This window comes from Pseudoalteromonas sp. GCY (assembly GCF_016695175.1).
In the GTDB taxonomy this organism is placed as follows: Bacteria; Pseudomonadota; Gammaproteobacteria; order Enterobacterales; family Alteromonadaceae; genus Pseudoalteromonas.
In genome coordinates this window covers 2,573,337-2,596,911 of the sequence record NZ_CP068023.1, presented here as the reverse complement: position 1 = coordinate 2,596,911, position 23,575 = coordinate 2,573,337, and the positions used below count along the sequence as shown (strand labels likewise).

Below are 23,575 nucleotides of genomic sequence, written 5' to 3'. Positions count from 1 at the left end.
ATGATTGAAGCAGATAGATTAATTGAACCTGAGATCCAAGGTAATGAAGATTTAGTTGATAGGGCGATTAGACCTAAATTACTAAATGATTATACCGGTCAGCCGCATGTCAAAAAGCAGATGGAAATTTTTATAGCGGCAGCGCGGTCAAGACAGGAAGCCTTAGATCACTTGCTGATATTTGGTCCGCCGGGTTTAGGTAAAACCACGCTTGCGAACATTGTCGCAAACGAGCTTGAGGTGAATATAAAAACCACCTCGGGACCTGTGCTTGAAAAAGCAGGGGATTTAGCCGCATTGCTCACTAACCTTGAAGAAGGGGATGTGCTATTTATTGATGAGATCCATCGTTTAAGTCCTCAGGTGGAAGAAATTCTTTATCCCGCGATGGAAGACTACCAATTGGACATCATGATTGGTGAAGGCCCAGCAGCACGTTCGATTAAACTGGATTTACCGCCTTTTACTTTGGTTGGCGCAACGACACGTGCCGGTTCGTTAACCTCACCATTAAGGGATCGTTTTGGTATTGTGCAGCGCTTGGAGTTTTACTCGGTTGCGGACTTATCTTCGATTGTGACTCGCTCAGCGTATCATTTAAATCTAGAGATCAGCGAGTCGGGCGCAACCGAAGTGGCGCGTCGAGCGCGCGGTACACCACGAATAGCAAACCGTTTACTGCGCAGGGTAAGAGACTTTGCTGAAGTGAAGGGCGATGGCTCTATCACTGAAGAGATTGCACACTTAGCGCTGGATATGGTCGATGTTGATAAATGTGGCTTCGATTATATGGACCGCAAATATCTGCTGGCAATCATAGAAAAGTTTACCGGTGGCCCGGTTGGTCTGGATAACCTTGCTGCGGCAATTGGAGAAGAAAAAGAAACCATCGAAGATGTGATAGAACCATTTTTGATCCAACAAGGCTTTATTCAACGCACGCCAAGAGGACGTATTGTCTCTGACAAAGCCTATATGCATTTTGAGCTAAGCAAGCCAGAATAATCCAAGCAGGGTAACGAACACCTTTATTCTTCATAGCCGAGTATTCACTCGGCTATTTCATTTCTACACTTGCGTATTGCAAATTACGTGTGCATAAATCCATCATTTTGTATCAGCTCAATTCAAGCAAGATTCATGACCGCTGAAGTAATTTATCTCGACCTGTGTGGGTTATACGTTGCTTAAACTATTTGTAGATTGCCTCGTCCTTAAAACCAAGCGCTAAAGAATGCGTGGAGCGTAATAAGGAACTAGCGACAAATTTCAAGCAAAAAAAGCCCGCAAATAATGCGGGCAAAACAACAAGTTGAAGGAAGTAATCCAGGGAACAAGATGAGTTACTTTGGGTTTTATCCACAAAATGCATCATCTAAGCAATACGAAAAATCAGAATCCTATTGCAAGTAACTGTGCTTTGCTGAAACTTCAGCTGCTCGCTCAGTACAGGGTGTATATTAAAGAGGTTTTGGTTTTTCATCAAACTAGAAAAATTCTTTTTTCAGATAAAAAAAACTAATATCAAAATTTTTGTTAAGGTTAAAAAGTGAGCTTAAATGTGGTGATGTATTTATGTAAGTTTATGTAAAGTATAGGCTTGTATGTTAAATGCGCAAAATGTAAATATTAGATAATCTGTTGTTAATTGGTAAGACCAATCTGTTTTCTGAGGTTTTATTCTCTATTTGTGCATAAAACTCCTATTTTATGCAGTTTTGGGTCATATTTAGAGGCTGTGATGGAGATTGTCGAATTTGCTTAAGTTTGGGTAAAGCAAAGGGAGTTACACTGTTTTGCTCTATTTATCGTCAAATACAATGAATTCGCAGTATTGAGATTGTAAGGTATTTATAGTGTGGTTAAACTAGCTGAACCTTTTGGTAGTAAATCTAGTCTATCTCTAGATATTGCTCGGTAGAGCGCAAGAATATAAATGGCTACCATTGCCGAAACACTTTTGGGAGTATAATAACGTGGAATCGGGACTAAATTTTGTCGATCTAATTTTAAAAGCCAGTTTTTTGGTACAACTTGTTATGTTGACCCTGGTGGGATTGTCTATTGCTTCTTGGGCAATTATTTTTCAACGTAAAACTGTCATTTCTCAAGCCCAAAGCCAATCAAAGAATTTCGAGCAAAAATTTTGGTCCGGTATGGATCTTAGCAAACTCTATAATGAAATAGCTGCAAGGACTGGTAGTGCGTCAGGACTAGAAGCGTTATTTGTATCCGGCTTTAAAGAGTTTGCAAAGCATAAAAAAGGCAATATCCAATCTCCTTCAATTGTTGTTGAAGGTACACACCGTTCAATGCGTGTCGCGCTTTCTCGTGAAATTGAAAAGTTAGAATCAAGCCTTTCTTTTTTAGCAACAGTTGGCTCTATCAGTCCTTATATCGGTCTATTTGGTACCGTTTGGGGGATCATGAATGCTTTCATCGCGCTCGGTGAAGTGAAACAAGCGACACTGCAAATGGTTGCACCAGGTATTGCTGAGGCTTTGATTGCAACAGCTATGGGTCTGTTTGCGGCAATTCCAGCGGTTATGGCGTATAACCGATTTGCTAAAAATGTAGAAAAGCTAGAAACTCATTACATTAACTTTATGGAAGAGTTCGCTAATATCCTTTATCGTCAGGCTGCAACACAAGTAGAGGCAAAACAAAATGTATCAGCGTAAGAGACGTCGTCCCGTCGCGGAGATCAACGTCGTTCCTTATATTGATGTTATGTTGGTGCTGTTGATCATCTTTATGGCAACGGCTCCACTTATCCAGCACGGTGTAAAAGTAGACTTACCTCAGATGGAAGAGTCTGAATTGGTTGAAACCAAAGACTCGCCACCGATTATTGCCACCATTGATGCTGAAGGTCGCTATTTTGTGACTGTTGGCACCGATCCTGAAGCACCAATGGATGCCGTAGAAGTAGCTGCGGTGATTAAACTTAAGTTAGAACAAAATCCAGATACCCCTGTAATGATTAAAGGTTCAGGCAGAGTGTCGTATCAAGAAGTACTTTATTTAATGGATTTCTTGAAAAAAGCGGGTGTTCCTTCTGTTGGCCTAATGACTAAATCATTTGAGGATGAGTAATGAGTTCATTATCTAGCAGCGTAGTTAAGTCAGTATTGCTTCATGGCGCGATTGGCGGTCTGCTATTTGCTACGGCAAATTTTCAAGTTGAAACACCTACTGTGATGGAAGTCACCTTAAATCCACAGCAAAAAGATCAAAAGCCTGAAAGGGCGGTTTCTGCGGTGTCGGTTGATCAGCAAGCGGTTGAGAAAAAGATTGCTGATTTAAAAAAGCGTGAAGAAGAAAAGCAAGCTGCTGAAGATCGCCGTATTCGCGATCTTGAACAGCGTGCGCAGCAAGCCAGAAAAGACCGTGAAGCCGAAGCGCGGCGCATTAAAAAGCTGGAGCAAGAGCGTCAAGCTAAGCTGGAAGAGACTCGCCAAGCTGAGGCGCAAGCTAAACGCGCTCGCGAAATTGAGAAAAAGCAACGTGAGCAGGCTGACAAAGCGAGAGCTGAAAAAGCCGCTGCGGAAGAAGCTGCTAAAAAGGCTGCAGCTCAGCGTCAAGCTGAGGAAGATCGCTTAAGAAAGGCCGAAGAGGCGAGGAAACGTCGCGAAGCTGAGGAAAAACGAAAAGCGGAAGAAGCGGAGCGTCAACGTCAAAAGGCACTTGAAGAACAAATGCTGCGTGACCAGCTTGCTAAGGAGCAGGCAGCAAGAGCGAAGATCCGTCAACAGCAAGTGTTGAGCGAAGTGGATAAGTTTAAAGCACTTATCATGCAACGCATTCAAGCCAACTTGCTTATTGATGAAACAATGAAAGGTAAACAATGCCGAGTAAACATTCGTCTAGCCTTTAACGGCCTTGTGACGCATGTAGAGTCATTGGGCGGCGACAAGCTAGTTTGTGAAGCTGCTATCCGTGCTGTGAAAATGGCAGATACTTTACCTGTTTCTAAAGATAAAGACGTGTTTGAGCAGCTTAAGAATATCAATTTAACAATTAAACCCAATTTTTAAAGGACGAACATGCTAAAGAAGTTCACAACCTTATTGCTGGTTTTTACTCTGGGTGTATCACAGTTTGCGCAAGCCGCACTTGAAATTGTGATAACAGAAGGGGTAGACAGTGCTAGACCCATCGCAATTGTACCATTTAAATATAATGGCACTGGTGAAATGCCGTCGAGTTTAAGTGAAGTTATTTCTGCAGACTTGATGCGCAGCGGTAAATTTAAGCCGGTTGCTGAGGCTGACATGCCTCAATTACCAACCACTGACTCGGAAATCGACTACGCTGCATGGGTCGATGCGGGGGTTGAAGCGGTAGTTGTAGGTACTGTGACCCAGCAATCTGCAGGACGCTACTTAGTAAAGTATGAGCTGATTGACGTGATCAGAGCGCAGCTTACTGGTGGTGAAACCCGCATTATGTCAAATGGTCGCTTAATGCAAAGCGACGATCATGTACTTGAAGGACGCCAAAGTATTGTCAGCAGTACTGGCTTTAGAAACTATGCGCACCAAATCAGTGATGTAGTATATGAAGCTTTAACAGGTGAAAGAGGCGCATTTAGAACTAAGATTGCCTACGTCATCGTACGTGACGGCCAAGATAAGCCATACCAATTGGTTGTTGCCGATTATGACGGTTACAACGAACAGGTGTTATTACGCTCAAAAGAGCCGTTAATGTCTCCTGCATGGTCGCCGGATGCAAACAAACTTGCGTACGTGACTTTTGAAAATCGCCAATCGCAAATATACATTCAAGACATTTACACTGGGAAACGAGAACTGATCACGAGTCACCCTGGTATTAATGGCGCACCACAGTTTTCTCCTGATGGAACTAAATTACTTGCAGTACTCTCTAAGGATGCAGGTGGAGCGACAGAAGTATATCTAATCGACCTGAAAACTCGTCAAGAAACACGCTTGACTCGTCACCGTAGTATAGATACTGAGCCTTCTTGGCATCCAAACGGTCAAGAAATTGTGTATACATCTGAAAGGGGTGGTAATGCTCAGATTTATAAGTTAAATTTAAAAACTGGTAGGTCTAAGCGAGTGACGTTCGACGGCGACATGAACTTAGCAGGTTCGATCACTCCAGATGGTAAACGTTTGATTATGGTTAACCGCACGCTTGGCCGTTACCACATTGCGAAAAAAGAATTAGATTCCGGGCTGTTTCAAGTGCTAACTCGTACGAGACTAGATGAGTCTCCGAGTATTGCACCAAATGGTTCGATGATAATATACAGCACCTTGCACAATAATAAGCAGGTATTGGCATTGGTGTCTATGGATGGTCGTTTCAAGGCAAGGTTACCTGTCTTGGACGGTCAAGTTAAGGCACCAGCCTGGTCGCCGTTTTTACAGTAATTTTGCTGGTTAGATTTATAAAGATATAGGAATATACTCGATGCAACTTAACAAAACTCTAAAAGCCTTAATGGTCGCGTTGCCAGTGATGACACTTGCAGCATGTAGCTCATCTTCAAGTGTTGATGAGGGCGCGGCTAGCGAAAGCAATCAAGCGGCAACCACACAAGACAACACTGTTGACGTAAACACTATGTCTCGCGAGAAATCTGCTGAAGAAAAACTACGTGAGAAATACGAAGCCCTACGTCAAGAACAGATCGTTTACTTCGATTTCGATAAATCTACTATTCAGAGCAAGTATACTGAACTACTTCAAGCGCACGCTGATTTCCTAGTGAAAAACCCAAGTGTGAAAGTACTTGTAGAAGGTCACGCTGATGAGCGTGGTACGCCAGAGTACAACATCGCACTAGGTGAGAGCCGTGGTAAATCAGTGGCTAAATACCTTCAAAGCCTTGGTGTTTCTGACAGCCAAATCTCTGTAGTGAGTTATGGTGAAGAAAAACCAATGATTAAGTCACGTACAGAAGAAGCGTTCGCTAAGAACCGCCGCGCGGTATTAGTGTACTAAGAAAGAGTTATTATGAAGCCGAATACTATTTTGGCAGCATTCTTACTCATGAGCGGGAGCGCCCAAGTTTGGGCTGCTCCCGCTCCTGTTTCAGAAGCTGCAAATTCAAATCAAACACTAGAAGAACGTGTCTCTCAACTTGAGAGTATGATGAGAACCCGCAATTTGCTACAGGCTGAGTTACAGCAACAGCTTAATCTTTTGCAAGAAGAAGTAAGCCAAGTGCGCGGTGTGACAGAAGAGCAGAGCTATAAGCTTGAAAAAGTGCTACAACGTCAACGTGAGTTGTATCAAGAGATTGAAAATCGCGTCAGTCAAGCTTATGACCAGTCACAATCCACCGCAGCCGCGGTAACGCCTGATGTTACACCAGAGCAAGCATTCAGTAGTAATCTGTCTGAGAATGAAGCGTACGACCGTACAGTAAACATGATAATGAAGGATAAGCGCTACGATGCGGCGATCCCTGAGTTTCAAAGTTTCTTACAGCAGTATCCAAACTCAGTATATGTGCCGAACGCGCATTACTGGTTGGGTCAGCTATTCTTGATAAAATCTGACGATGGTAAAGCCAAGTCTCATTTTGCAACCGTTGTTGATAATTTCCCTGAATCGAATAAACGTCCAGAAGCGATGTTAAAGCTGGGTACTATTTTACATAAACAGGGACAAGCCGCTGAAGCGAAGACGCTCCTTAATAAATTGATTAAAGAGTATCCAAGTACGACTCCTGCAAAATTGGCAACAGAGCGTTTAGCGAAGATGTAATTATCACTTTTTGAGCTGAGTGCCTTAAAATTAGGCGCTTAGTCATAAAAAGTGAAAAAAACTAGCTATTTCAGTTGCACTCAAAATTTAAATAAGTATTATAAGCGCCCGCAGCAGGCGATTGGTAACAAAAAACTGCTGCGTTAAGTGGGTCATTAGCTCAGTTGGTAGAGCAGTGGACTTTTAATCCATTGGTCGATGGTTCGAGTCCATCATGACCCACCACTTTACAAGCTTTAGAATTCATATTTGAGCGGGTCATTAGCTCAGTTGGTAGAGCAGTGGACTTTTAATCCATTGGTCGATGGTTCGAGTCCATCATGACCCACCACTTTATAAGCTTGCGAATTCGATTTTGAGCGGGTCATTAGCTCAGTTGGTAGAGCAGTGGACTTTTAATCCATTGGTCGATGGTTCGAGTCCATCATGACCCACCACTTACAAGCATACGGATTCAATTTTGAGCAAGTCATTAGCTCAGTTGGGTGAAAAAAGACCGAAGCAAGGCTTCACAGCTTTTTGAACGCGAGTCGGGACGACGAGCCGGAACACCTCTTCAGGATGAATCAATGGCACTTTTAATGCTTGAGCGGGTCATTAGCTCAGTTGGTAGAGCAGTGGACTTTTAATCCATTGGTCGATGGTTCGAGTCCATCATGACCCACCACTTACAAGCATATGAATTCGATTTTGAGCGGGTCATTAGCTCAGTTGGTAGAGCAGTGGACTTTTAATCCATTGGTCGATGGTTCGAGTCCATCATGACCCACCACTTATAAGCTTGCGAATTCGATTTTGAGCAGGTCATTAGCTCAGTTGGGTGAAAAAAGACCGAAGCAACGCTTCGCAGCTTTTTGAACGCGGGTCAGGACGACGAGCCGGAACACCTCTTCAGGATGAATTAATGGCACTTTTAATGTTTGAGCGGGTCATTAGCTCAGTTGGTAGAGCAGTGGACTTTTAATCCATTGGTCGATGGTTCGAGTCCATCATGACCCACCACTTACAAGCATACGAATTCAATTTTGAGCAAGTCATTAGCTCAGTTGGGTGAAAAAAGACCGAAGCAACGCTTCGCAGCTTTTTGAACGCGAGTCAGGACGACAAGCCGGAACACCTCTTCAGGATGAATTAATGGCACTTTTAATGTTTGAGCGGGTCATTAGCTCAGTTGGTAGAGCAGTGGACTTTTAATCCATTGGTCGATGGTTCGAGTCCATCATGACCCACCACTTACAAGCATACGAATTCAATTTTGAGCAAGTCATTAGCTCAGTTGGGTGAAAAAAGACCGAAGCAAGGCTTCACAGCTTTTTGAACGCGAGTCGGGACGACGAGCCGGAACACCTCTTCAGGATGAATTAATGGCACTTTTAATGCTTGAGCGGGTCATTAGCTCAGTTGGTAGAGCAGTGGACTTTTAATCCATTGGTCGATGGTTCGAGTCCATCATGACCCACCATCCTCTTATTCTTCATATATTATTCAAAATACTTTCTTAAACTCGCCATTTTGAGCTAAACATTCGCTAGGATTACCCCTGTATTTTTCGTATAATTCTACCTAATTATGCAATGTGGACTAGTGGTCGAGAAATGAGTCTAGCTGAACGTATTATGCCGGAAGATTATATCTTCCCTCCAAAACCTGCCCCTCTTACCGTTGAAGAAAAAGCAGAGTATAAAGCGCGTATCAAAGCGCTATTAGTTGAAAAAAATGCGGTACTGGTTGCCCATTATTATACTGATCCTGAGATCCAAGCACTTGCTGAAGAAACTGGCGGTTGTGTTGCTGATTCATTAGAAATGGCACGGTTTGGCGCTAAGCAAGAAGACAAAGACATGATCATCGTCGCGGGCGTGCGCTTTATGGGCGAAACGGCAAAAATATTAACACCGCACAAAACCGTTGTGATGCCAACACTCGAAGCAACTTGCTCGTTGGACGTAGGCTGCCCCATAGACGAGTTTTCTGCGTTTTGCGATCAACATCCAGACAGAAAAGTGGTGGTATACGCCAATACCTCAACTGCGGTAAAGGCCAGAGCGGATTGGATCGTCACCTCTTCTTGCGCGCTTGAGATTGTTGAGCACCTTGATGAGCAAGGCGAAAAAATCATCTGGGGTCCGGATAAGCACTTGGGTTCTTATATCCAAAAGAAAACGGGCGCCGATATGATCATGTGGAACGGTGCGTGTATCGTTCATGATGAATTTAAAACCAAAGCCCTTAAAGACATGAAGCAGCTACATCCTGACGCTGCGGTACTGGTTCACCCTGAGTCTCCTGCGGAAATCGTAGACTTAGCGGATGCAGTAGGCTCAACGAGTCAGTTAATTAAAGCTGCGCAAGAAATGGATAATCAGAAGTTTATCGTTGCCACCGATCGCGGTATCTTCTACAAAATGCAGCAACTTTGCCCTGAGAAAGAGTTCTTCGAAGCACCAACCGCTGGTGAAGGCGCTACATGTCGTAGCTGTGCCCATTGCCCTTGGATGGCAATGAACGGCCTACAGGCAATTGAAGAAGCGCTTATCAGCCCACAAGGCAAAGAAGTCTTCGTTGATATGGAGTTGCGTGAAGGCGCACTACGTTCGCTAAATCGCATGCTAGATTTTTCTGCATCCTTGCAGAAATAGTAGGATTAATAGACAAATAGATCCTAAAAGCAAAAAACTGCTTGATAAAGTGCGAGGCTTTTCATAGTATTAGCCCCGCAATTCAGTGCGGAGAGATGGCTGAGTGGCTTAAGGCGCACGACTGGAACTCGTGTATACGTTTATAGCGTATCGAGGGTTCGACTCCCTCTCTCTCCGCCATTTTTTCCTCTTTAAAATCAATCACTTATCACGCTCGCTTGTTATTTTGGGGACATTTTGGGGATACGCGGAGTGATTTTAGTGTCTTCAAATCCTAAATATTTGCTTGCTCTACTAGCCATATCTGGCACTTCTTGTTCCATCCATTTTCCATAATGCTGCTCAATCATCTTGGTTGATGTATGCCCCATTTGATTTGCAATCCAACGTTCGTTAACACCCGCAGTTAGCAATTGACTGGCAAAAGTGTGCCTTGCTTGACTTGGACCACGATAACGAATTTTGGCCTTTTTAAGATGGGTTTTAAAAAAGCGGTCACGGTAGGGGGCTTCGCCTTTTAGTTCGTCGTGAGAAAGTGAGTTCACAAACACAAAACGTACACTCTCCGATTTAGCCGTTTTATTATCCTGCTGCGTCACCGTGATTTTCCTCGGCGCTAACATTGCGCTAAGTGCCAATTGCTTGCGTATTATTTCAAGTGCTGGCGCAAGCAAATGCACCGTTCGCACACTGCCGCGCGTCTTGGGTACTTTATAGCGCCCAAGCACAATAGCGCGCTGCACTTTGATAGTGCCTTTGTCTAGGTCTACATCTTCCCACGCTAGCGCCAATAACTCAGACAGGCGCAAACCCGTCCAGCAACAAAATACAAACGCATTCACTTCCTGTGGGCGGCTTGTAGGTGTGTTTGCAAACGTGTTTATTTCCTCCCTTGTAAATGGGTCTGGCTCATCCCTAACCACCTTTAAATTGTCAATGTAGTCAAATGGGCTGAACTCTAATAGCCTATCCGCCTTTGCATCATGAAACACACCACGAAACGGTATCAATAACTCATTGATGGTCTTATTGCTCAGGTTAGCCAAGTCAACGCTAATCCAAACCTTTAAATCACTCTGTTTTATTTGGTTGAGCCTATGCGCTCCCCACTTAGGCAGGATGTGATTTTTGATTTTATTGTCGTAAGAACGATGCGTGCTGTGTGCAATTTGGGTTTTTTTAACGCTTAACCAAACTTCCAACGCATCACGAACGGTGGGAATTTCATTTTGTGGCGCACTCCAAATGTGCGCGCGCTGTGAATCAGGAAAGTGCCTGGCATAGTCAAATGTGTTGGTGGCAATTTCGTGGAGAATTGCCGCGCGTTTATTAACGGCAAACTTAATGTTTGACCTAGTAACCTTTAAGCCTTTTAGTGCTTCGCGGCAACGTACACCGCGAAACCTAAAAAAAATACGAATCCATTTGCCGTGTATCTCAATGCCTTCGAACTGGTCGGCATAGTCCTTTAAATCACTCATTACAGCGTGTTCTCTACGTATTCATTCCAACGCTCGAAATGGTAATAAACGCGCCCGTCTGGTGCTTTTCGCCATATATGCCCCTCAGGGATCTTTCCATCTTTGCGGCGACAATCCAGCATATCTTTTTTAATCCCTTTTAATCGCTCAAATACTGGTGGTAATACCCAACCTAGCTGTACATATGTTTCCATTGTTAAATCTCTCTAGTGTTTAGTAAATTCGATGATAAACAGGTGCCACTATGATATATTTGAAAGTGTCAAAGTGATACTGTAAGTATCATTTTGGTGATTGATTTGTTCGTTGTCAACATATATTATCTTTTTTGTTATTTTAAATACGGTGGTTGTATTATGAGAATTAAAGTACAGTGTGAGTTGCCAAAAGAAAGTTTGGTTAAAGTTTTTGGTGGTATTGGTACTAGCCCTTTTGACCCAAAGAAAGGTGAGGAGGAGTCCAAACCCGAAGCAACCTCTGGCCTAGTGGCTAATAATGTGAGTGAAATGGGGGGGTAAATTGTCCAATTTTTCGTTACATGGCTTTTATACAGCTGGTTACTATTTGAGTTTGATTTCAACGGTTATTGGCTGTGTTGCTATTTTTATAAGGACACGATGCTCACCTACGGAGTTGTTGGGTAGGAGGTATAATCATTACTTTCAGGAGGAAATTAGTAGTTTTATTTCATACCTGTGTGTTGTGGCTGTGTTTCTGTTAAGCATATTTCTTGAGTACATTTTGTTTGAGCTTAGGGGTGGTTTGTCGCAAGTCGCCTATGAGTTATTTGTGTATTTTCAAAAGATAGCTTTAGAAATCTCTTTGGTGCTGTGTATCTGCTTATTGCACCATAGGAGTTTGATTAGTCATTCAAAACTAACAAAGGTGATATGCACCGCATCTATTTTTATGGCTTTTTGGCATCTTCTTAGATTGTTAGATAAAGTTGTATTTAGTTCAGGTTTGTTAGATAATTGTTATTCGTTGGTGGTTACTGTTGTAACGTTTTCCGTGTCAATCGCAATGGCGATTTATGCGTTAGTCTATATAAGACCAAGGGAGATGATTGTTTAATGGATTGGTTTGCTTTTTTTACATTTGCAACCGTTGTTGTTTCATTTGGGGTAGCAATCTCATTTTACTTCAAGGTTTCAAAGCGCTCATATTCAAAGAAAAGACCAAATGAGGCTAGATTTTTGAGGCTTGGTTATCAATACAAGGATGCTATGTCCGAGCTTGATATTGATGTAAAACTCAAAAAGCTAAAAGAGTTCGAAGAGGGCTTGATTTTAGCTATTGAGGAGCACGAGGAAACAATCAATGTTGATGTTAACGGTAATGTTAGTTTTCTGGATGTGAGAAAAGCAGCTCTTAAAAAGGCTAGTTAAGGAGAGTTAATAAGTGATTAAGCTAATTAAATCTGATTGTCACACCGTTCGTGGTGGAACAAGCGGGAATGGCGTTGAGCCTCCTGAGTTACAGGTTCGAACTGGTGGGAATGGTGTTGAGCCTCCAGAGTTGCAAGCTCGAACAAGCGGGAGTGGGCTTGACCCTAAATAAGAGATTAAAAAAAAGAGCTTTCTAGCTCTTTTTTTATGCCTCTTTGGCGGCGTCTCTGGTTTCGCCATTGGATTCATCTATGAATGATGAAAGGAGAAGTTTCTTAATTGCTGATGGGTCTGCCTTGTACTCAACAAGCCCTACTTGAGATAGTCTCGGTAGCCATGAGTCGAGCACTCGCTCAATATCTTTGATAGAGAAATCACCTTTATCAACCTCATAATAGTCAATTCTCATACCGAGCCTTTCTGATAGTGCTTCGAGTTGTTCGACATTTATTGATTGTCTTCCTGAAAAGTAGTGACCCACAGCGCCCCTAGTTGTAACCCCAAAAACATCCAAGAGGTCACTTTGAGTGATGCCGAGGGTTTTCATTCTTCTTTTTGCTGTTGATACCCAGTGCGGTTCCATAACTTAACTCATAAAAATAAAGCAACTAATCAGTAGGATACTGGTTGTATCTAAAGACAGCAAATTTTTTAACATGGAGAAGTTGACTATCAATTGCTTTGTGTATACTCTCAGTATCGTTAAGTATACAGAGGTTATCTTTATGAATTTGCAAAGGTGGTATTCCACGTTAAGTAAGCAAGAAAAAGGTCGTGTTAAAGAGGAGCTGGCTGCTTTGACATCAAGCAGTATTCACACAGCTCGCTCTTACCTAACAGGAGCTAGACCAGTTCCTTTTGGTTACGCTCTAGATATTTGCACTCTTTCAAAAAACAAGGTGCTTTTGAGTGATTTAGCTATTGCAGAAAAAAGTCGGAGAATGGCTTTTGGTGATAAGGGGGTTGCATGAGTCATTCAATCGTAGAAATCGACGAGTTAATCACCGAGCCATCACATTGGGATATTCAGCTAATGAAAATCCGCCAATTACGCGCTCAAATCAAATCACACAAAGCACAGCGCGAAGCCGAGCAGCAACGCATTGAGCAAGAGACGCGAGCCCAACGCAACGGCGAACGCAGCAACCAATTACTTAAATCCGCTTTGGCGATGGCAGCACGCAACCGCATGAGCGCAAGCAAAAGGGTGGTGTTATGAAATCAAACGCATATTACTGCAATCTTAATGCAGGAATTCGGATTTGTTTAACGTTGTCATTTTTGACAAAGGGGACAACGCACCCAGTTGGTCAGTCATCTGTCGATTTGTGGTTGGACACTGTAGATAGCTTTCACGAGTGCGGCATGCACCACATTGCACATAAAGTGGATGAAGCCGTTTGCAATGTGGTTGAAAAGTGCGGGGTAGAGAAATGAAATCAAATCAGCGCATGTTTGCTGTCAGAAACGCTATTAGGCAATGCCTTTACATTAATCAAGAGCTACCAGCGAGAGGCAATCGCTTAACCCGCGCAGGTGTTGAGTCAGCGCTAGATGCTGTTGATGAACTGTATCTGGCAGGTGCTAATCGCTTCGCGCACAAATTAGATGATGTGATTTATCAGCACGTAGAAAAGTACGGGGTAGCGCCACTAGATGAAATTACCCAAGAGCGTATTGATTACTACTGGAAGCTTGTTGAAAAGTACCAAAATTTAACGCTTGAAGAAAAGCAGTTAGTGGCTGGTGCTGTACGGGGTGAGTTGGATGGGGCTAGCCAATATCTTGAATCAGTTCAATGCGAGATTGCCAGTATAAAAGAAAGTGGTTTCACTGATATCGGCGATGCTTTGGAAGCGCTTTTTGACGAGTTATTGGAATGTGAAATGTGTCAGAGCGGTGGTCGTGAGGTCGTTGGTTTAGTAACGCAAAACTCCCCAACTGGTGAGGTGGTTGATTGGTGGTTATGTAGTGACTGCATTCAATACTTTGAAGAAAACGGCGCTCCTGGTTCGGTTATTCGTAAAGTAGATGGGGTGTGATTAATGAACAGTCTTAAAAAGCTCCTAACCTGCCCCAAAAGTTATAAGTTTGATAAGGCTGGGTTATGTGTGAGAACAGTTATTACGACGACCGATAACGCCCTGTACGCTGTTGGTGACGTAGTGAATTTGTGCGACCACCATAGCGGCCAACTGTTTTGCAAGGTCAAGGTGTTAGCTGTCGAATTCAAAAAATCAACCGCGCCAATGTGGTTTTTTTGGCTAATGACGTATGAGTTAGTAAATGATTGATTCGCGTTCACTTCCCATTTGCTGGGAGCTTGTCGGCAATAGCGAAAAGATGCAGCCCATTACCATTACTAGGGCTGCTCCGCATTGTTGGGGTAAGTTCGGGTTTGATAAGGTTGCAGAGCAAGTTAAATCACGCTTAGCGCTAATACCCACTAACCGCTTACGCCGCATTGCTGCGCATGGGTATGCGAAACGCTTTAACTCAGAGACAGCGAAAAACCCAGAGCGCTCAGCCAATATTTACCTGCGAAAAACCATTGAGCGAGTCACTGAAATTGTTGACCGTTCGCCACTTACCATCCGCGAATTAAACAGCAAAAAAGCCCGTAAAGATAAAGCTAAGCAGATCACCACGATTTGCCAGCAAATGGGTATTGTTGAGTTTGATGAAAGTACGACTCTTGAAGATGCAGAGCAGCTGGTTTTTGCCAGTTACATTGCAATGCATGACTTCACGATGTCGCAAGGGGTGACACCGCCTTATCAAGCCACTTTTAACGCCGCCAAGTCAAAAAAGGTAGACGGTACTTGGGAACGTTGCGATACCAATTTGCTAGCAGACCGATTAGAGCGCGGAATACGTCGCATGCAATGTGATAAATGGTGGTTGCGCAAACTAAACCGTTTACGCGACACCACACTTGAGCATTTAAATATCACTATGGGTTTGGTTAAAAAAGGGGTCTCCCCGTATGCCAGCAAAGATGCAGTTCAAGAGTTCCGCCACAGCAAAAAGTCACAACGTGAATGGGTTGAGTCCATGCAGCTTGAAAGCAAGGACGGCGAAACCATCGACCTGAAACACGTTTTTGACCATTCCATTTCTAACCCCGAAATTAGGCGCATTGAAATGATAGTTCGCATTCGTGGCTATAAAGAATGGGCAGAGGAAAAAGGCATGGCGTGCATGTTCTACACCGTTACTGCGCCGTCTAAGTACCACGCAAACAGTGATAAATATAACAACGCATCGCCACGTGAAACCCAAGAGTATTTGGTAAAGCAGTGGGCAAAGGTTCGCGCTGAGTTATCCAAGGCCAAAATTGGGGTATTTGGTTTGCGTATTGTTGAACCTCATGCTGATGCAACCCCGCACTGGCACATGGTGCTATTTATGAAGCCAAGTGACGAAGCCACAGTAACCAACACCCTGCGCCGCTATGCCTTGCAACACGATGGTGACGAAGATGGGGCTGCGAAAAACCGTTTTGATGCCACGCCGGAAGATAAAAGCAAAGGCGATGCCGTGTCGTACATCATCAAATACATTTCCAAGAACATAAACGGCGCGCACATGGGCGATATGTTTGATGACGAAACGGGGCTACCTATTGAGCCTGAAAACGGCATTGTGATGAATGTAGCGGCATGGGCTAGCCGTTGGCGTATTCGGCAATTTCAATTTATCGGTGGGGCGCCTGTTGGTATTTGGCGCGAGTTTCGCCGTGTGCCTAAAGAGTCAGTCGAAAAATTGTCTGAAATCGCAAAAGAGATATTCGAGGCCGCAGATAACAGTCGTTTTGCTGAGTTTATTGAGTTGCTCGGCGGCGCATTGGGTGAGCAATCAAGGCCAGTAGAGCTAGCCAAGGAAGAAAACGGTGCTAACGCATACGGAGAGCCAAAACAGCGCACCATAGGTATCGCATCGCGCGGGTTTACCTATGTCACTCGGGTTACGCAATGGCTTTTAAAGAGGAGCGACAGCGACTCTCCTTGGAGCACTGGAAATAACTGTAATACCCCAGCCAATGATTGGCAGATTGGGCACGGGGAAAAGGTAAACCCCATTCATTTAATACCCCCTGAGCATCGCAATGCAGTCATGCGGGGAGCAACTTACCAAGAAGATGATGAAATCAACCAAACCGTGACTCATTACTGGGTTCGCGGCGGGAATCTAATGCAGGAGTCAATGAGTTATGCGTAAAGGGTACAAAGTGGCAACGGGGGTGATATGCCTGTTATTCATGTTCCATGGAGCGTTAAAAGAATATGTATTTGAGGGGATGCTGGACGAATGTATCAATGGTGGTTTAGAGCAATCGGGCATCAAAATCACATGCACAGTCGAGCGCGTGAAGTGGGTGAAAAGGTATGAGCATTGGGAATCTGAGGAGAATTAAAAGTGCAGCAAAAAATCGTAAAAATCGCTGGGAAAATTAATGAGGCGAAAAAGCTACCAGCCATTCAGGTAGGTAAAAAAATTAGACTGGCAGAGGCCGCGCTTGATGACACGGTGTCGCTAATGTCAGAAATGGCGAGCCGAATAGAAATGTTAGAGGGGATGCAAGATGGCGAAATCGACTAACGAGGAACTAGGCGTAATTGAGTGTGACGGCTGCGGCACGTTCGCCAGCATCAAGCGCCGAAAAAACGGCAAAAAACTTTTTTACTTGCACTGTTCCAATTGCGGAATGGACCAAAGAAGCGGGGACTATGTTCAAGCGAAATGGGCGAAAGCGGTAAATAAACAATCCCAGCAACCGCAAGCTTTGCAGAGCGAAAATAGCGAAATGCAAACGCAGGTGGTTTTACACAATCCCGCACCTGATGAATGGGTGCCACAAACAGAACAAATTAGCGAACTAGGAGCAAACGAACATGCAGAATCAGGCGAACGACTTACCAGCGGAACTACAGAAAACAGCGATAGCGACGGCGATGGAGGATTTAACTTTTGGGGGTGGCTCGCAATCGGCGCAATCGGAGTTGCAGCAATCGCCACCGGTGGACGAATACAGCCATCTAGATAAATTCACGGCTGTTCAGGATGAGCAAGTGGGGGAAGTTGCTGAATCGGAAGAAATGACCGAAAGCGACATTAGTGCGCTGGCTGGGTATGGCGTTTCTTCGCTGGCTGACTTTATCGAGTCCACCATTGAAGCGCCAGTAACCATTGATAATGAAACGCGTGAAGTGATTGCAGAAAAAGCCGCGCCTGTGGTGCGTAAATACTGCAAGGGCGGGATGCCCTCGTGGATGGTGAAATGGAAAGAAGAAATCGAACTAGGGTTGGTACTCGGCACTGCTGCGATTTCGGTCTTTAAGCAAATTAAGGCATACGAAAAAGAGAACACCAAGGGCGAATTAAATAGCGAAAATACGGAGGTTGTTAGTGGCCATTAACTCTAACAATGCTTTAAAAGCAAAGCATGTATGTTATTTGGCGGGAACTGGCGGCGGTAAAACTACCGCCGTTAAGTTGCTGGATATGGTGGGTGATCAGTGCGCGATTTTCGATTTATACGGCGATTATAAATACGATGGCCGTAAGCGCGGTCATTTTAATGGTTTGGGTGGCCGTGCGGTGTATCACTACACAAACCGCAAGCAATTTGCTCAGGCGTTTGTGGAAGCGTGGCGTTCGGGCAAGAAATTTGTTGTTGCCTATAGTCCAGAGTTTCCGAAATCCCTCAAGGGTGAGCAACTGAAAAAAGCCAAGCAAACCGAGCTTTATTGGTTTGGTCAATTGATGTGGGAAGCCGCAGACGGCAACCGAGAGTTGCACGTAGTGATTGAGGAACTTGCCAAGCTCAGCGACACCGCTGGCAAGGATGACTCTATCATTGGTGAGCTGGCTACGGGCGGGCGAAAATTCGGTGTTATTTTGCACACGGTTTTTCAGCGTTCGCAGGAAGTGCCAAAAACCATCTGGAACAATTCGCCACGCAAGGTACTCGGGGCGCAAGAAGCGCAAGCAGATGCAAAGCGGGTTTCCGTAGAATTGGATGCTGACCTACAAGACATTTACCTAATCAGTAAATTGAATGCCCTCTATGAAGATGAGCGCCTTTATTATTTGGTAAAAAGCAAAGGGGGAATCGGCAACATTGAGCCAAAAGTAATCCATTTAAAAACGGGTAAAGCCGAAAATCTGACATTTGACCAATTGAGGGTGGCGTAATGTTAAGTTTGCTTGAGTCCCTAAAGGGGCTGGGGAGTAAGGAGGTGCAGCCTTTTGATGCGGCTCGTCAGTCTGCTGAAAAAGTAGTGATTGGATTTGATAGCTTATATAACTCCAATCATGAATGGTTAAATGGTGTCATGAGAGAGAGTTTAACTTTTCATTTAAAAGTGCCTCATGCCCAAAAACCACCTATGAATATCATGCTGGTGTTTAACTCGGGGTTGTTTTATTTCGTCGAAAGCAAACCGAAATTTAATCGTGTTTTTCTCAAAAAGAATGAGAAGCGCCACTACAAAGAAGTGAGTAGAGAGGAGTTGATAGAGGAAATCTATAAATTTTATTAGTCAAAAGAGCGAAAATTTCGCTCTTTTCGCTCCCCCTATAGCGAAAACCGTTTCCCTCAAGAGCGAAACGCCTGATTTATTACTTAGCGATTTTAAAACCAAACAAGGTAATCATCGCATGTTAAATAAATCTACTCTGACTGCCGTTGGCGTCACGTTGGGTGTGCTGGCCGTTCTTAATAACGTTCGTGCGCTTCGTTCAATCAAACGCACAATCGTAGGTTAAGGGGGCGCAATGTTAGAAGTTTCTCCACTAAATAACCTAACTGGTGTTGCTGCTGGCGGCAGTGTTTCGTTAACGCTGCCAGTTGGCCGCACATACGAAAAAATTCATTTTGAATATTCAGGCGTAACACCTGCACAAATCAAAAATCTAAAAGTTGAGCTGCAAGGCCGAACGCTAACAGAGTACGGCACGCTGCAAGACCTGCTTGACGAAAATGCATATTTTAAACGTGAGCAGGTTGACGGTATTGCAACGCTGTACTTTGTGCGTCCTGAGATTGAGGGTGTATTAAATCCATCGTTGGTTGAGCAACGCTTTTTTGCGTTGGGTACAACTGGCCTGTCTATCGCACAAATCAAATTTGATATCGCAACGGATGCAACTGCGCCAGTGATTAAAGCGTTTGCCGAAAAATCTTCTGGGAGTGCTCCTGGTTGGTTGTTCAAGCGTCGTTCGTTCCGCTACAACTTTGCGGTTGGTATCAACGAAATTGAAAATCTACCGCGCCCATTAGGTGCAAAAATCGCGCTAATTGAAATTAAAAAATCGGGCGTTACGTCTGCCGAATTTCTGGTGAACAACGTGAAATGGCGTGACCACATTCCTGCACCACTACACACGCACCACCTAAAGCAGCGCGGCCGTTCACCACGAACCAATACACACGCAATTGACCTGTTTTTGGCAGGGGATGTGTTTAGTGCGCTAGCGCTGGATAACACCATCAATGACATGCGTTTACGTGTTGAAGCGTCTGAAGCGGGTAGCGCCGAGGTGGTTGTGCACTATTTTGACGACTACGCAAAATCAACATTCTAAGGGGGTTGACCAATGCAACCAGAGGGAGCGCCAACAATGGCGGCAACTACAACGGGCGGCGGTTGGTGGGATGGCGCGAACTCATTTTTGGGTAACGCGCTGAAAATGTGGGGTGATATTGAGAAGGTTAAGGCCATCAAGTCATCAAACGGCATCACCCAAAACGAACACATGAACACCGCAGAGCTAGACAATGGCGCGGCGGTACTTGTGGACGCACCAAAAACCCAAACCGCGCAACCTACTGAACCAATGGTGTTTGGTTTACCACAATCAACCGTGTTGTACGGATTTGGTGGGTTGTTGGCTGTAGCACTAATTATGAAGGCAATGAAATGAAAGGTAATCCGAAGAACTTGAAATATTTTGCGTATGGCGTGGCTATCTCGGTCGCGGGTGCAATTTTGGCTGACTATGTACGTGATTGGATGCGCAAACCTGCGGGGCAGTCGTAATGTTTGGCGCAATGCTAGGTGCAACGGGTGCGATACCCGGTATGACTAATGGGGCTGGGAGTCCCATTAGTTCAGGCGCAACATCTGGCACAGGCGACCAAATGCAGCGAATTGGTTTTCAGGGTGGAAATATCAATTTCGGTGGCGGCACTAACAACCAGTTTTTGATTATTGGCGCTGTGGCGATTGCTGCTTTATTTCTGTTGAAAAAATAGGGGGGCGGTATGCGCGTGGCGCACATTAGTGAAATTCATCAAATTAAATCAGCGGCAGCGGCAGACTATGAAACCGTAAAAAATGAAGTGGCGCATGGTTCGGCGGTACTGGTTGAGTTTGAGGGGTGCTATTGCGTGTTGCGTGTAGACCGTGACGGGTTGTGTGTGGTGTGCGCAGCAGGTAAAAACCTGCTGGCGATTGCACCAAAAGTGGTGTCGTTAGCTCGCCGCATTTCAGCCCCCTCCATTGTTTACCACACAAAACGCAAGGCGTTAAAACGTTTATTGTCGGCCTATCAATTTGTGTACGAGTCGACGGACGAAGACGGCTATGCAATTTATAGGATGACGCTAAATGGGTAGTAAATCCAGAAGTACATCACGCCAAACCACCAATAACACCAGTACGAGTATTGGTGTTCAGGGTGACAATAACGGCTTTATCACAAACGGCAGCGGCAACACGTACAACATGACTGACGGCGGCTTAGTTAGCGCAATTGAGTCACTAGGTGCGGGGTTGGTTGATGCAAATATCGCGGGTTTTGATGCTGCAGGCAATATGACCCGAGACGGGTTTGATTTTGCAGGGAATGTAAATCGCGACTCACTAGATTTCGCGGGCGATGCACTGTCAATGACCCGAAACATTGCGGGTGACAGTATCAACGCACAAAACTCACTAACGCGAGATGCGATCGCAGAAAATGGCGATTTAGCGCGTGAGATGTTGGGGCTGTCTGCTGGTATCAATAGCGATGTTATTGGTTTTGCTGGTGACACGCTAAATACAACGATTGGTGCGATAGGGGATGCAAACGCACGAATTACTGACGTTGCCAGTTACGCAATGGATAACTCGGCGCAACTCGCTGGCCTATCAATTGATGCCGCCGACAATGCAAATGCACGCATGACAGACGTTGCTGTGTATTCCATGGATAACGCTTCAAACTTAGCAAAGGATTTGGGGGCGCAGGTAATTACAGCAACGCAGGACGCATACAAAGACGCCAGCGACCAAACTATTTTGGCGCATAAACAGGCATTGCAGTTCGCAGACCACTCCACGCGCTCGGATGGTCAACAACTCGCAATCAGCACCAACAAAACCATGATGTACGTCATGTTGGGTTTAGGTGGCATGGGTATGGCCGTAGCAATGATGAGGGCTAATTGATGTTGATGAATAACGTGTTAAAGGCGGGGGATGTATGGGAAATCAACAATGAGGGTAGTGCGTTTGCTGTTGTTCGCTCGTCGCTTGGGTTAAGAGTGAAAATGTTCAATAAGAGCGGCGAGGCTGTTTTGGATAGTGATGTTGTACAAGGGATTAACCTAGCCGACATACATTACGCATCGCTATATTTGTATGCTGAGCGAGATATGCGGGTGACAGTATGGGTTGGAAAGTATAAGTATGGATACACTCCACAGCCTGAGCGTGCATCCGTAATATCATCGTATACCGTACCAACAAGACCAGGAGTAAACAAGCTCATGGATTTTGACCCGCCACGGCTGCGCGCTATGCTACAAGCGCCCTTTGACATTTGGATTGGCGGTGATGATATGACGGGGGATTATGGTTCAGTAAAAAATGGGCGGCTATTCAAAGGTGGTTCTGAGATTGAGCTCACAAACTTCGGTGATATTTACTATTTTATCTCAGCCGAAAACAAGCGCGTGTTTCAATCCCAAAGCATTCAACTTCCCTATGTCTCGAAATGGTTAAGTCATAACAATGACAGGCCATATACACGCTCACAGTTAGAGGGCGAAAGCGTACCTTACTTCGATGTGTTTATTCCTGATGAGCTGGACAACACACCGTTTGACTTGAAGATAGATGACACGGTTAAAACCTATCCGTGGACGGAGGCTGGGAGTGGGGTGTACGAAGCTGGGATTTGGGCAACGGTTGGAGATATTAACACGGAGACGCTGACGCTGTTCAAATATGACCGAAGTGTAAACACCTCGAAAGCGCCAACACCTGAGGGGGATACGAACTGGCCTTATGGCGATAAAACGTTAAGTGTCACGTTATCTAAGGGGTGGCATCGGCTATTTATGGCCTGTGTATCACCACCAAAAACGACCGCAATTGAAAACGGCCACGCCAATTTCACACCATCGGTGATGTATTTTGAATCGGTGTTCACCAATCAAGATGCGCTGCTTTCGTTGGGTGATGTGCAAATTCTTGAGGAGCGGGCTTAATGCGACTCGACACTACACACATCATCACCGCATTAATCGTTTTGGGAATAGGGGTATATATGACAACGCAACAAGCTGCGCGGGGTATCCGCAACAACAATCCGCTGAATATTGAAGCGGGTGAAAATTGGGTTGGGTTAGTGGGCAGTGATGGCCGTTTTGCCATTTTTGAAACCGCTGAGCATGGTATTCGTGCCGCTGCTCGCATTCTGCGAACCTATGCGCATAAATACGATATTCGAAATGTCAGCGACATTATTAGCAGATGGGCTCCACCCAATGAGAATGACACGGCAGGATATATCGCGTTCGTGTCGAGCAGAGCCAATGTGGACAGCAACAAAACACTGGATGATAGCGAATACCCGCGGGTGATTGAGGCTATGATTCAAATGGAAAACGGTGAGCAGCCGTACTCTATGGGTGAAATTCAGCGCGGTTTTCAGTGGGGATTCTATGGGTAACTTCATTAGCAAAAACCTGAGTCTGTTGCTCACTATTGGGGGTGTTTACTACATTTACCAATACATCAATAGCGGCTCAAAATCATTTACCGAACCGCTCGGGAATCTGCTGGCCAAACTGCAATTTCAGGCGAACGGCTCGCATGATATTGAACGAGCATGGGCGGGCTTTTTCCTTGATAAATCAAAACTGGATTTTAGTTACAAGGTCAAAGATGAGCTGTGGCTGGAAGCGGTTATCAAGCTGAACCCTAAAAATCAGGCATTGGTGGACACCATTTTTGATGCTGAAATGAGGCTGCGGCCTGAGTATCAGGTGTTGTTAGACGGTGGGGTCTCACCACAAACCGTAGCAACCGTGCAAGCGAGGTAA

32 protein-coding genes and 9 tRNA genes are annotated in these 23,575 nt (G+C 44.7%); 38 read left to right on the top strand and 3 right to left on the bottom strand.

Going from position 1 to position 23,575, the window contains the following annotated elements; all coding sequences use genetic code 11:
* The 17 genes from ruvB to JJQ94_RS16795 all read left to right on the top strand — a co-directional run bounded on the left by ruvB (nt 1) and on the right by JJQ94_RS16795 (nt 9,566).
* Nucleotides 1-1,005, top strand: coding sequence for a Holliday junction branch migration DNA helicase RuvB (gene ruvB, locus JJQ94_RS16875; protein WP_010377587.1), 1,005 nt, complete (start codon nt 1-3; stop codon nt 1,003-1,005).
* Between the two features lie 971 nt (nt 1,006-1,976).
* Nucleotides 1,977-2,681 (top strand): protein TolQ, encoded by a 705-nt coding sequence (gene tolQ, locus JJQ94_RS16870; protein ID WP_099028920.1) that lies wholly within the window; start codon nt 1,977-1,979, stop codon nt 2,679-2,681.
* Nucleotides 2,668-3,096, top strand: coding sequence for a protein TolR (gene tolR / locus JJQ94_RS16865; RefSeq protein ID WP_010377593.1), 429 nt, complete (start codon nt 2,668-2,670; stop codon nt 3,094-3,096). Before tolQ ends, tolR begins: the two co-directional genes overlap by 14 nt.
* On the top strand, nt 3,096-4,037 hold the full coding sequence (gene tolA / locus JJQ94_RS16860) for a cell envelope integrity protein TolA (RefSeq protein ID WP_010605124.1): 942 nt from the start codon (nt 3,096-3,098) through the stop codon (nt 4,035-4,037). Before tolR ends, tolA begins: the two co-directional genes overlap by 1 nt.
* A 9-nt stretch (nt 4,038-4,046) precedes the next feature.
* Entirely contained in the window at nt 4,047-5,405 is a 1,359-nt protein-coding gene (tolB, locus tag JJQ94_RS16855) for a Tol-Pal system beta propeller repeat protein TolB (RefSeq protein WP_099028859.1), read from the top strand.
* A gap of 40 nt (nt 5,406-5,445) precedes the next feature.
* Complete coding sequence (gene pal, locus JJQ94_RS16850; protein WP_099028858.1) at nt 5,446-5,979, top strand: peptidoglycan-associated lipoprotein Pal; 534 nt, start codon at nt 5,446-5,448, stop codon at nt 5,977-5,979.
* 12 nt (nt 5,980-5,991) lie between these two features.
* On the top strand, nt 5,992-6,747 hold the full coding sequence (gene ybgF / locus JJQ94_RS16845) for a tol-pal system protein YbgF (protein WP_010377599.1): 756 nt from the start codon (nt 5,992-5,994) through the stop codon (nt 6,745-6,747).
* A gap of 149 nt (nt 6,748-6,896) precedes the next feature.
* A tRNA-Lys gene (locus tag JJQ94_RS16840) sits at nt 6,897-6,972 on the top strand.
* Between the two features lie 30 nt (nt 6,973-7,002).
* Nucleotides 7,003-7,078, top strand: a tRNA-Lys gene (locus JJQ94_RS16835).
* Nucleotides 7,079-7,108: 30 nt separating this feature from the next.
* Nucleotides 7,109-7,184 (top strand) — tRNA-Lys (locus tag JJQ94_RS16830).
* Nucleotides 7,185-7,338: 154 nt separating this feature from the next.
* Nucleotides 7,339-7,414: transfer RNA gene (locus tag JJQ94_RS16825), tRNA-Lys, on the top strand.
* Between the two features lie 29 nt (nt 7,415-7,443).
* Nucleotides 7,444-7,519, top strand: a tRNA-Lys gene (locus JJQ94_RS16820).
* A gap of 154 nt (nt 7,520-7,673) precedes the next feature.
* Nucleotides 7,674-7,749: transfer RNA gene (locus JJQ94_RS16815), tRNA-Lys, on the top strand.
* Between the two features lie 154 nt (nt 7,750-7,903).
* Nucleotides 7,904-7,979, top strand: a tRNA-Lys gene (locus JJQ94_RS16810).
* 154 nt (nt 7,980-8,133) lie between these two features.
* Nucleotides 8,134-8,209 (top strand) — tRNA-Lys (locus tag JJQ94_RS16805).
* Between the two features lie 133 nt (nt 8,210-8,342).
* Nucleotides 8,343-9,386 carry a quinolinate synthase NadA gene (gene nadA, locus JJQ94_RS16800; protein ID WP_026000839.1) on the top strand — a complete coding sequence of 348 codons (1,044 nt, stop codon included), beginning with the start codon at nt 8,343-8,345 and terminating at the stop codon, nt 9,384-9,386.
* Between the two features lie 89 nt (nt 9,387-9,475).
* Nucleotides 9,476-9,566: transfer RNA gene (locus JJQ94_RS16795), tRNA-Ser, on the top strand.
* Nucleotides 9,567-9,607: 41 nt separating this feature from the next.
* Here JJQ94_RS16795 and JJQ94_RS16790 read toward each other — a convergent pair.
* Both JJQ94_RS16790 and JJQ94_RS16785 read right to left on the bottom strand, forming a co-directional pair.
* Nucleotides 9,608-10,867, bottom strand: coding sequence for an Arm DNA-binding domain-containing protein (locus tag JJQ94_RS16790; RefSeq protein WP_099028857.1), 1,260 nt, complete (start codon nt 10,865-10,867; stop codon nt 9,608-9,610).
* The gene (locus JJQ94_RS16785) at nt 10,867-11,061 is read right to left on the bottom strand and encodes an excisionase (protein ID WP_099028856.1); all 195 of its coding nucleotides are present in this window, start codon (nt 11,059-11,061) and stop codon (nt 10,867-10,869) included. The genes JJQ94_RS16790 and JJQ94_RS16785 overlap by 1 nt, the downstream gene beginning before the upstream one ends.
* A 162-nt stretch (nt 11,062-11,223) precedes the next feature.
* Here JJQ94_RS16785 and JJQ94_RS16780 point away from each other — a divergent pair, with 162 nt between their 5' ends.
* The 3 genes from JJQ94_RS16780 (at nt 11,224) to JJQ94_RS16770 (ending at nt 12,427) form a co-directional block, all read left to right on the top strand.
* Entirely contained in the window at nt 11,224-11,385 is a 162-nt protein-coding gene (locus JJQ94_RS16780; RefSeq protein WP_172439885.1) for a hypothetical protein, read from the top strand.
* Nucleotides 11,386-11,940: 555 nt separating this feature from the next.
* Complete coding sequence (locus JJQ94_RS16775) at nt 11,941-12,255, top strand: hypothetical protein (RefSeq protein ID WP_099028855.1); 315 nt, start codon at nt 11,941-11,943, stop codon at nt 12,253-12,255.
* A gap of 13 nt (nt 12,256-12,268) precedes the next feature.
* Nucleotides 12,269-12,427 carry a hypothetical protein gene (locus tag JJQ94_RS16770; protein ID WP_172439884.1) on the top strand — a complete coding sequence of 53 codons (159 nt, stop codon included), beginning with the start codon at nt 12,269-12,271 and terminating at the stop codon, nt 12,425-12,427.
* A 33-nt stretch (nt 12,428-12,460) separates the two neighbouring features.
* Here the strand turns inward: JJQ94_RS16770 and JJQ94_RS16765 are convergent, their stop codons facing one another.
* On the bottom strand, nt 12,461-12,838 hold the full coding sequence (locus JJQ94_RS16765; protein ID WP_099028854.1) for a helix-turn-helix domain-containing protein: 378 nt from the start codon (nt 12,836-12,838) through the stop codon (nt 12,461-12,463).
* A gap of 142 nt (nt 12,839-12,980) precedes the next feature.
* Here JJQ94_RS16765 and JJQ94_RS16760 point away from each other — a divergent pair, with 142 nt between their 5' ends.
* From JJQ94_RS16760 to JJQ94_RS16675, 18 genes are all read left to right on the top strand, one after another.
* Entirely contained in the window at nt 12,981-13,226 is a 246-nt protein-coding gene (locus JJQ94_RS16760; RefSeq protein ID WP_141557589.1) for a hypothetical protein, read from the top strand.
* Nucleotides 13,223-13,474 carry a hypothetical protein gene (locus tag JJQ94_RS16755; protein WP_099028852.1) on the top strand — a complete coding sequence of 84 codons (252 nt, stop codon included), beginning with the start codon at nt 13,223-13,225 and terminating at the stop codon, nt 13,472-13,474. The genes JJQ94_RS16760 and JJQ94_RS16755 overlap by 4 nt, the downstream gene beginning before the upstream one ends.
* The gene (locus JJQ94_RS16750; protein WP_099028851.1) at nt 13,471-13,692 is read left to right on the top strand and encodes a hypothetical protein; all 222 of its coding nucleotides are present in this window, start codon (nt 13,471-13,473) and stop codon (nt 13,690-13,692) included. The genes JJQ94_RS16755 and JJQ94_RS16750 overlap by 4 nt, the downstream gene beginning before the upstream one ends.
* Complete coding sequence (locus JJQ94_RS16745) at nt 13,689-14,297, top strand: hypothetical protein (protein WP_099028850.1); 609 nt, start codon at nt 13,689-13,691, stop codon at nt 14,295-14,297. Before JJQ94_RS16750 ends, JJQ94_RS16745 begins: the two co-directional genes overlap by 4 nt.
* A 244-nt stretch (nt 14,298-14,541) precedes the next feature.
* Nucleotides 14,542-16,476, top strand: coding sequence for a replication endonuclease (locus JJQ94_RS16740; RefSeq protein ID WP_201435430.1), 1,935 nt, complete (start codon nt 14,542-14,544; stop codon nt 16,474-16,476).
* Complete coding sequence (locus JJQ94_RS16735) at nt 16,469-16,672, top strand: hypothetical protein (protein ID WP_099028848.1); 204 nt, start codon at nt 16,469-16,471, stop codon at nt 16,670-16,672. The genes JJQ94_RS16740 and JJQ94_RS16735 overlap by 8 nt, the downstream gene beginning before the upstream one ends.
* A gap of 2 nt (nt 16,673-16,674) precedes the next feature.
* Nucleotides 16,675-16,857, top strand: coding sequence for a hypothetical protein (locus tag JJQ94_RS16730; RefSeq protein ID WP_099028847.1), 183 nt, complete (start codon nt 16,675-16,677; stop codon nt 16,855-16,857).
* A 293-nt stretch (nt 16,858-17,150) separates the two neighbouring features.
* Nucleotides 17,151-17,675 carry a hypothetical protein gene (locus JJQ94_RS16725; protein WP_141557588.1) on the top strand — a complete coding sequence of 175 codons (525 nt, stop codon included), beginning with the start codon at nt 17,151-17,153 and terminating at the stop codon, nt 17,673-17,675.
* Nucleotides 17,665-18,453, top strand: a complete 789-nt coding sequence (locus tag JJQ94_RS16720) for a hypothetical protein (RefSeq protein WP_236596501.1) — start codon at nt 17,665-17,667, stop codon at nt 18,451-18,453. Before JJQ94_RS16725 ends, JJQ94_RS16720 begins: the two co-directional genes overlap by 11 nt.
* Entirely contained in the window at nt 18,453-18,800 is a 348-nt protein-coding gene (locus JJQ94_RS16715; protein WP_099028844.1) for a hypothetical protein, read from the top strand. The genes JJQ94_RS16720 and JJQ94_RS16715 overlap by 1 nt, the downstream gene beginning before the upstream one ends.
* 235 nt (nt 18,801-19,035) lie before the next feature.
* Nucleotides 19,036-19,845 carry a major capsid protein P2 gene (locus tag JJQ94_RS16710; protein WP_099028843.1) on the top strand — a complete coding sequence of 270 codons (810 nt, stop codon included), beginning with the start codon at nt 19,036-19,038 and terminating at the stop codon, nt 19,843-19,845.
* Nucleotides 19,846-19,857: 12 nt separating this feature from the next.
* Nucleotides 19,858-20,184 (top strand): hypothetical protein, encoded by a 327-nt coding sequence (locus tag JJQ94_RS16705; protein WP_099028842.1) that lies wholly within the window; start codon nt 19,858-19,860, stop codon nt 20,182-20,184.
* 115 nt (nt 20,185-20,299) lie between these two features.
* Nucleotides 20,300-20,515, top strand: a complete 216-nt coding sequence (locus tag JJQ94_RS16700; protein WP_099028841.1) for a hypothetical protein — start codon at nt 20,300-20,302, stop codon at nt 20,513-20,515.
* Nucleotides 20,516-20,524: 9 nt separating this feature from the next.
* Nucleotides 20,525-20,878 carry a hypothetical protein gene (locus tag JJQ94_RS16695; RefSeq protein ID WP_099028840.1) on the top strand — a complete coding sequence of 118 codons (354 nt, stop codon included), beginning with the start codon at nt 20,525-20,527 and terminating at the stop codon, nt 20,876-20,878.
* Nucleotides 20,871-21,695, top strand: a complete 825-nt coding sequence (locus tag JJQ94_RS16690; protein WP_099028839.1) for a hypothetical protein — start codon at nt 20,871-20,873, stop codon at nt 21,693-21,695. The genes JJQ94_RS16695 and JJQ94_RS16690 overlap by 8 nt, the downstream gene beginning before the upstream one ends.
* Nucleotides 21,695-22,738, top strand: coding sequence for a hypothetical protein (locus JJQ94_RS16685; RefSeq protein ID WP_099028838.1), 1,044 nt, complete (start codon nt 21,695-21,697; stop codon nt 22,736-22,738). Before JJQ94_RS16690 ends, JJQ94_RS16685 begins: the two co-directional genes overlap by 1 nt.
* On the top strand, nt 22,738-23,202 hold the full coding sequence (locus tag JJQ94_RS16680; RefSeq protein WP_099028837.1) for a virion protein: 465 nt from the start codon (nt 22,738-22,740) through the stop codon (nt 23,200-23,202). Before JJQ94_RS16685 ends, JJQ94_RS16680 begins: the two co-directional genes overlap by 1 nt.
* Nucleotides 23,195-23,575, top strand: coding sequence for a hypothetical protein (locus tag JJQ94_RS16675; RefSeq protein ID WP_099028836.1), 381 nt, complete (start codon nt 23,195-23,197; stop codon nt 23,573-23,575). Before JJQ94_RS16680 ends, JJQ94_RS16675 begins: the two co-directional genes overlap by 8 nt.

Bases quoted from the DNA above. Each gene is read 5' to 3' on its own strand.
- ruvB (WP_010377587.1), top strand. From the start codon at position 1: ATGATTGAAGCAGATAGATTAATTGAACCTGAGATCCAAGGTAATGAA.
- tolR (WP_010377593.1), top strand. From the start codon at position 2,668: ATGTATCAGCGTAAGAGACGTCGTCCCGTCGCGGAGATCAACGTCGTT.
- tolA (WP_010605124.1), top strand. From the start codon at position 3,096: ATGAGTTCATTATCTAGCAGCGTAGTTAAGTCAGTATTGCTTCATGGC.
- tolB (WP_099028859.1), top strand. From the start codon at position 4,047: ATGCTAAAGAAGTTCACAACCTTATTGCTGGTTTTTACTCTGGGTGTA.
- pal (WP_099028858.1), top strand. From the start codon at position 5,446: ATGCAACTTAACAAAACTCTAAAAGCCTTAATGGTCGCGTTGCCAGTG.
- ybgF (WP_010377599.1), top strand. From the start codon at position 5,992: ATGAAGCCGAATACTATTTTGGCAGCATTCTTACTCATGAGCGGGAGC.
- nadA (WP_026000839.1), top strand. From the start codon at position 8,343: ATGAGTCTAGCTGAACGTATTATGCCGGAAGATTATATCTTCCCTCCA.
- JJQ94_RS16790 (WP_099028857.1), bottom strand. From the start codon at position 10,867: ATGAGTGATTTAAAGGACTATGCCGACCAGTTCGAAGGCATTGAGATA.
- JJQ94_RS16785 (WP_099028856.1), bottom strand. From the start codon at position 11,061: ATGGAAACATATGTACAGCTAGGTTGGGTATTACCACCAGTATTTGAG.
- JJQ94_RS16780 (WP_172439885.1), top strand. From the start codon at position 11,224: ATGAGAATTAAAGTACAGTGTGAGTTGCCAAAAGAAAGTTTGGTTAAA.
- JJQ94_RS16775 (WP_099028855.1), top strand. From the start codon at position 11,941: ATGGATTGGTTTGCTTTTTTTACATTTGCAACCGTTGTTGTTTCATTT.
- JJQ94_RS16765 (WP_099028854.1), bottom strand. From the start codon at position 12,838: ATGGAACCGCACTGGGTATCAACAGCAAAAAGAAGAATGAAAACCCTC.
- JJQ94_RS16760 (WP_141557589.1), top strand. From the start codon at position 12,981: ATGAATTTGCAAAGGTGGTATTCCACGTTAAGTAAGCAAGAAAAAGGT.
- JJQ94_RS16755 (WP_099028852.1), top strand. From the start codon at position 13,223: ATGAGTCATTCAATCGTAGAAATCGACGAGTTAATCACCGAGCCATCA.
- JJQ94_RS16750 (WP_099028851.1), top strand. From the start codon at position 13,471: ATGAAATCAAACGCATATTACTGCAATCTTAATGCAGGAATTCGGATT.
- JJQ94_RS16745 (WP_099028850.1), top strand. From the start codon at position 13,689: ATGAAATCAAATCAGCGCATGTTTGCTGTCAGAAACGCTATTAGGCAA.
- JJQ94_RS16740 (WP_201435430.1), top strand. From the start codon at position 14,542: ATGATTGATTCGCGTTCACTTCCCATTTGCTGGGAGCTTGTCGGCAAT.
- JJQ94_RS16735 (WP_099028848.1), top strand. From the start codon at position 16,469: ATGCGTAAAGGGTACAAAGTGGCAACGGGGGTGATATGCCTGTTATTC.
- JJQ94_RS16725 (WP_141557588.1), top strand. From the start codon at position 17,151: ATGCAGAATCAGGCGAACGACTTACCAGCGGAACTACAGAAAACAGCG.
- JJQ94_RS16715 (WP_099028844.1), top strand. From the start codon at position 18,453: ATGTTAAGTTTGCTTGAGTCCCTAAAGGGGCTGGGGAGTAAGGAGGTG.
- JJQ94_RS16710 (WP_099028843.1), top strand. From the start codon at position 19,036: ATGTTAGAAGTTTCTCCACTAAATAACCTAACTGGTGTTGCTGCTGGC.
- JJQ94_RS16705 (WP_099028842.1), top strand. From the start codon at position 19,858: ATGCAACCAGAGGGAGCGCCAACAATGGCGGCAACTACAACGGGCGGC.
- JJQ94_RS16700 (WP_099028841.1), top strand. From the start codon at position 20,300: ATGTTTGGCGCAATGCTAGGTGCAACGGGTGCGATACCCGGTATGACT.
- JJQ94_RS16695 (WP_099028840.1), top strand. From the start codon at position 20,525: ATGCGCGTGGCGCACATTAGTGAAATTCATCAAATTAAATCAGCGGCA.
- JJQ94_RS16690 (WP_099028839.1), top strand. From the start codon at position 20,871: ATGGGTAGTAAATCCAGAAGTACATCACGCCAAACCACCAATAACACC.
- JJQ94_RS16685 (WP_099028838.1), top strand. From the start codon at position 21,695: ATGTTGATGAATAACGTGTTAAAGGCGGGGGATGTATGGGAAATCAAC.
- JJQ94_RS16680 (WP_099028837.1), top strand. From the start codon at position 22,738: ATGCGACTCGACACTACACACATCATCACCGCATTAATCGTTTTGGGA.
- JJQ94_RS16675 (WP_099028836.1), top strand. From the start codon at position 23,195: ATGGGTAACTTCATTAGCAAAAACCTGAGTCTGTTGCTCACTATTGGG.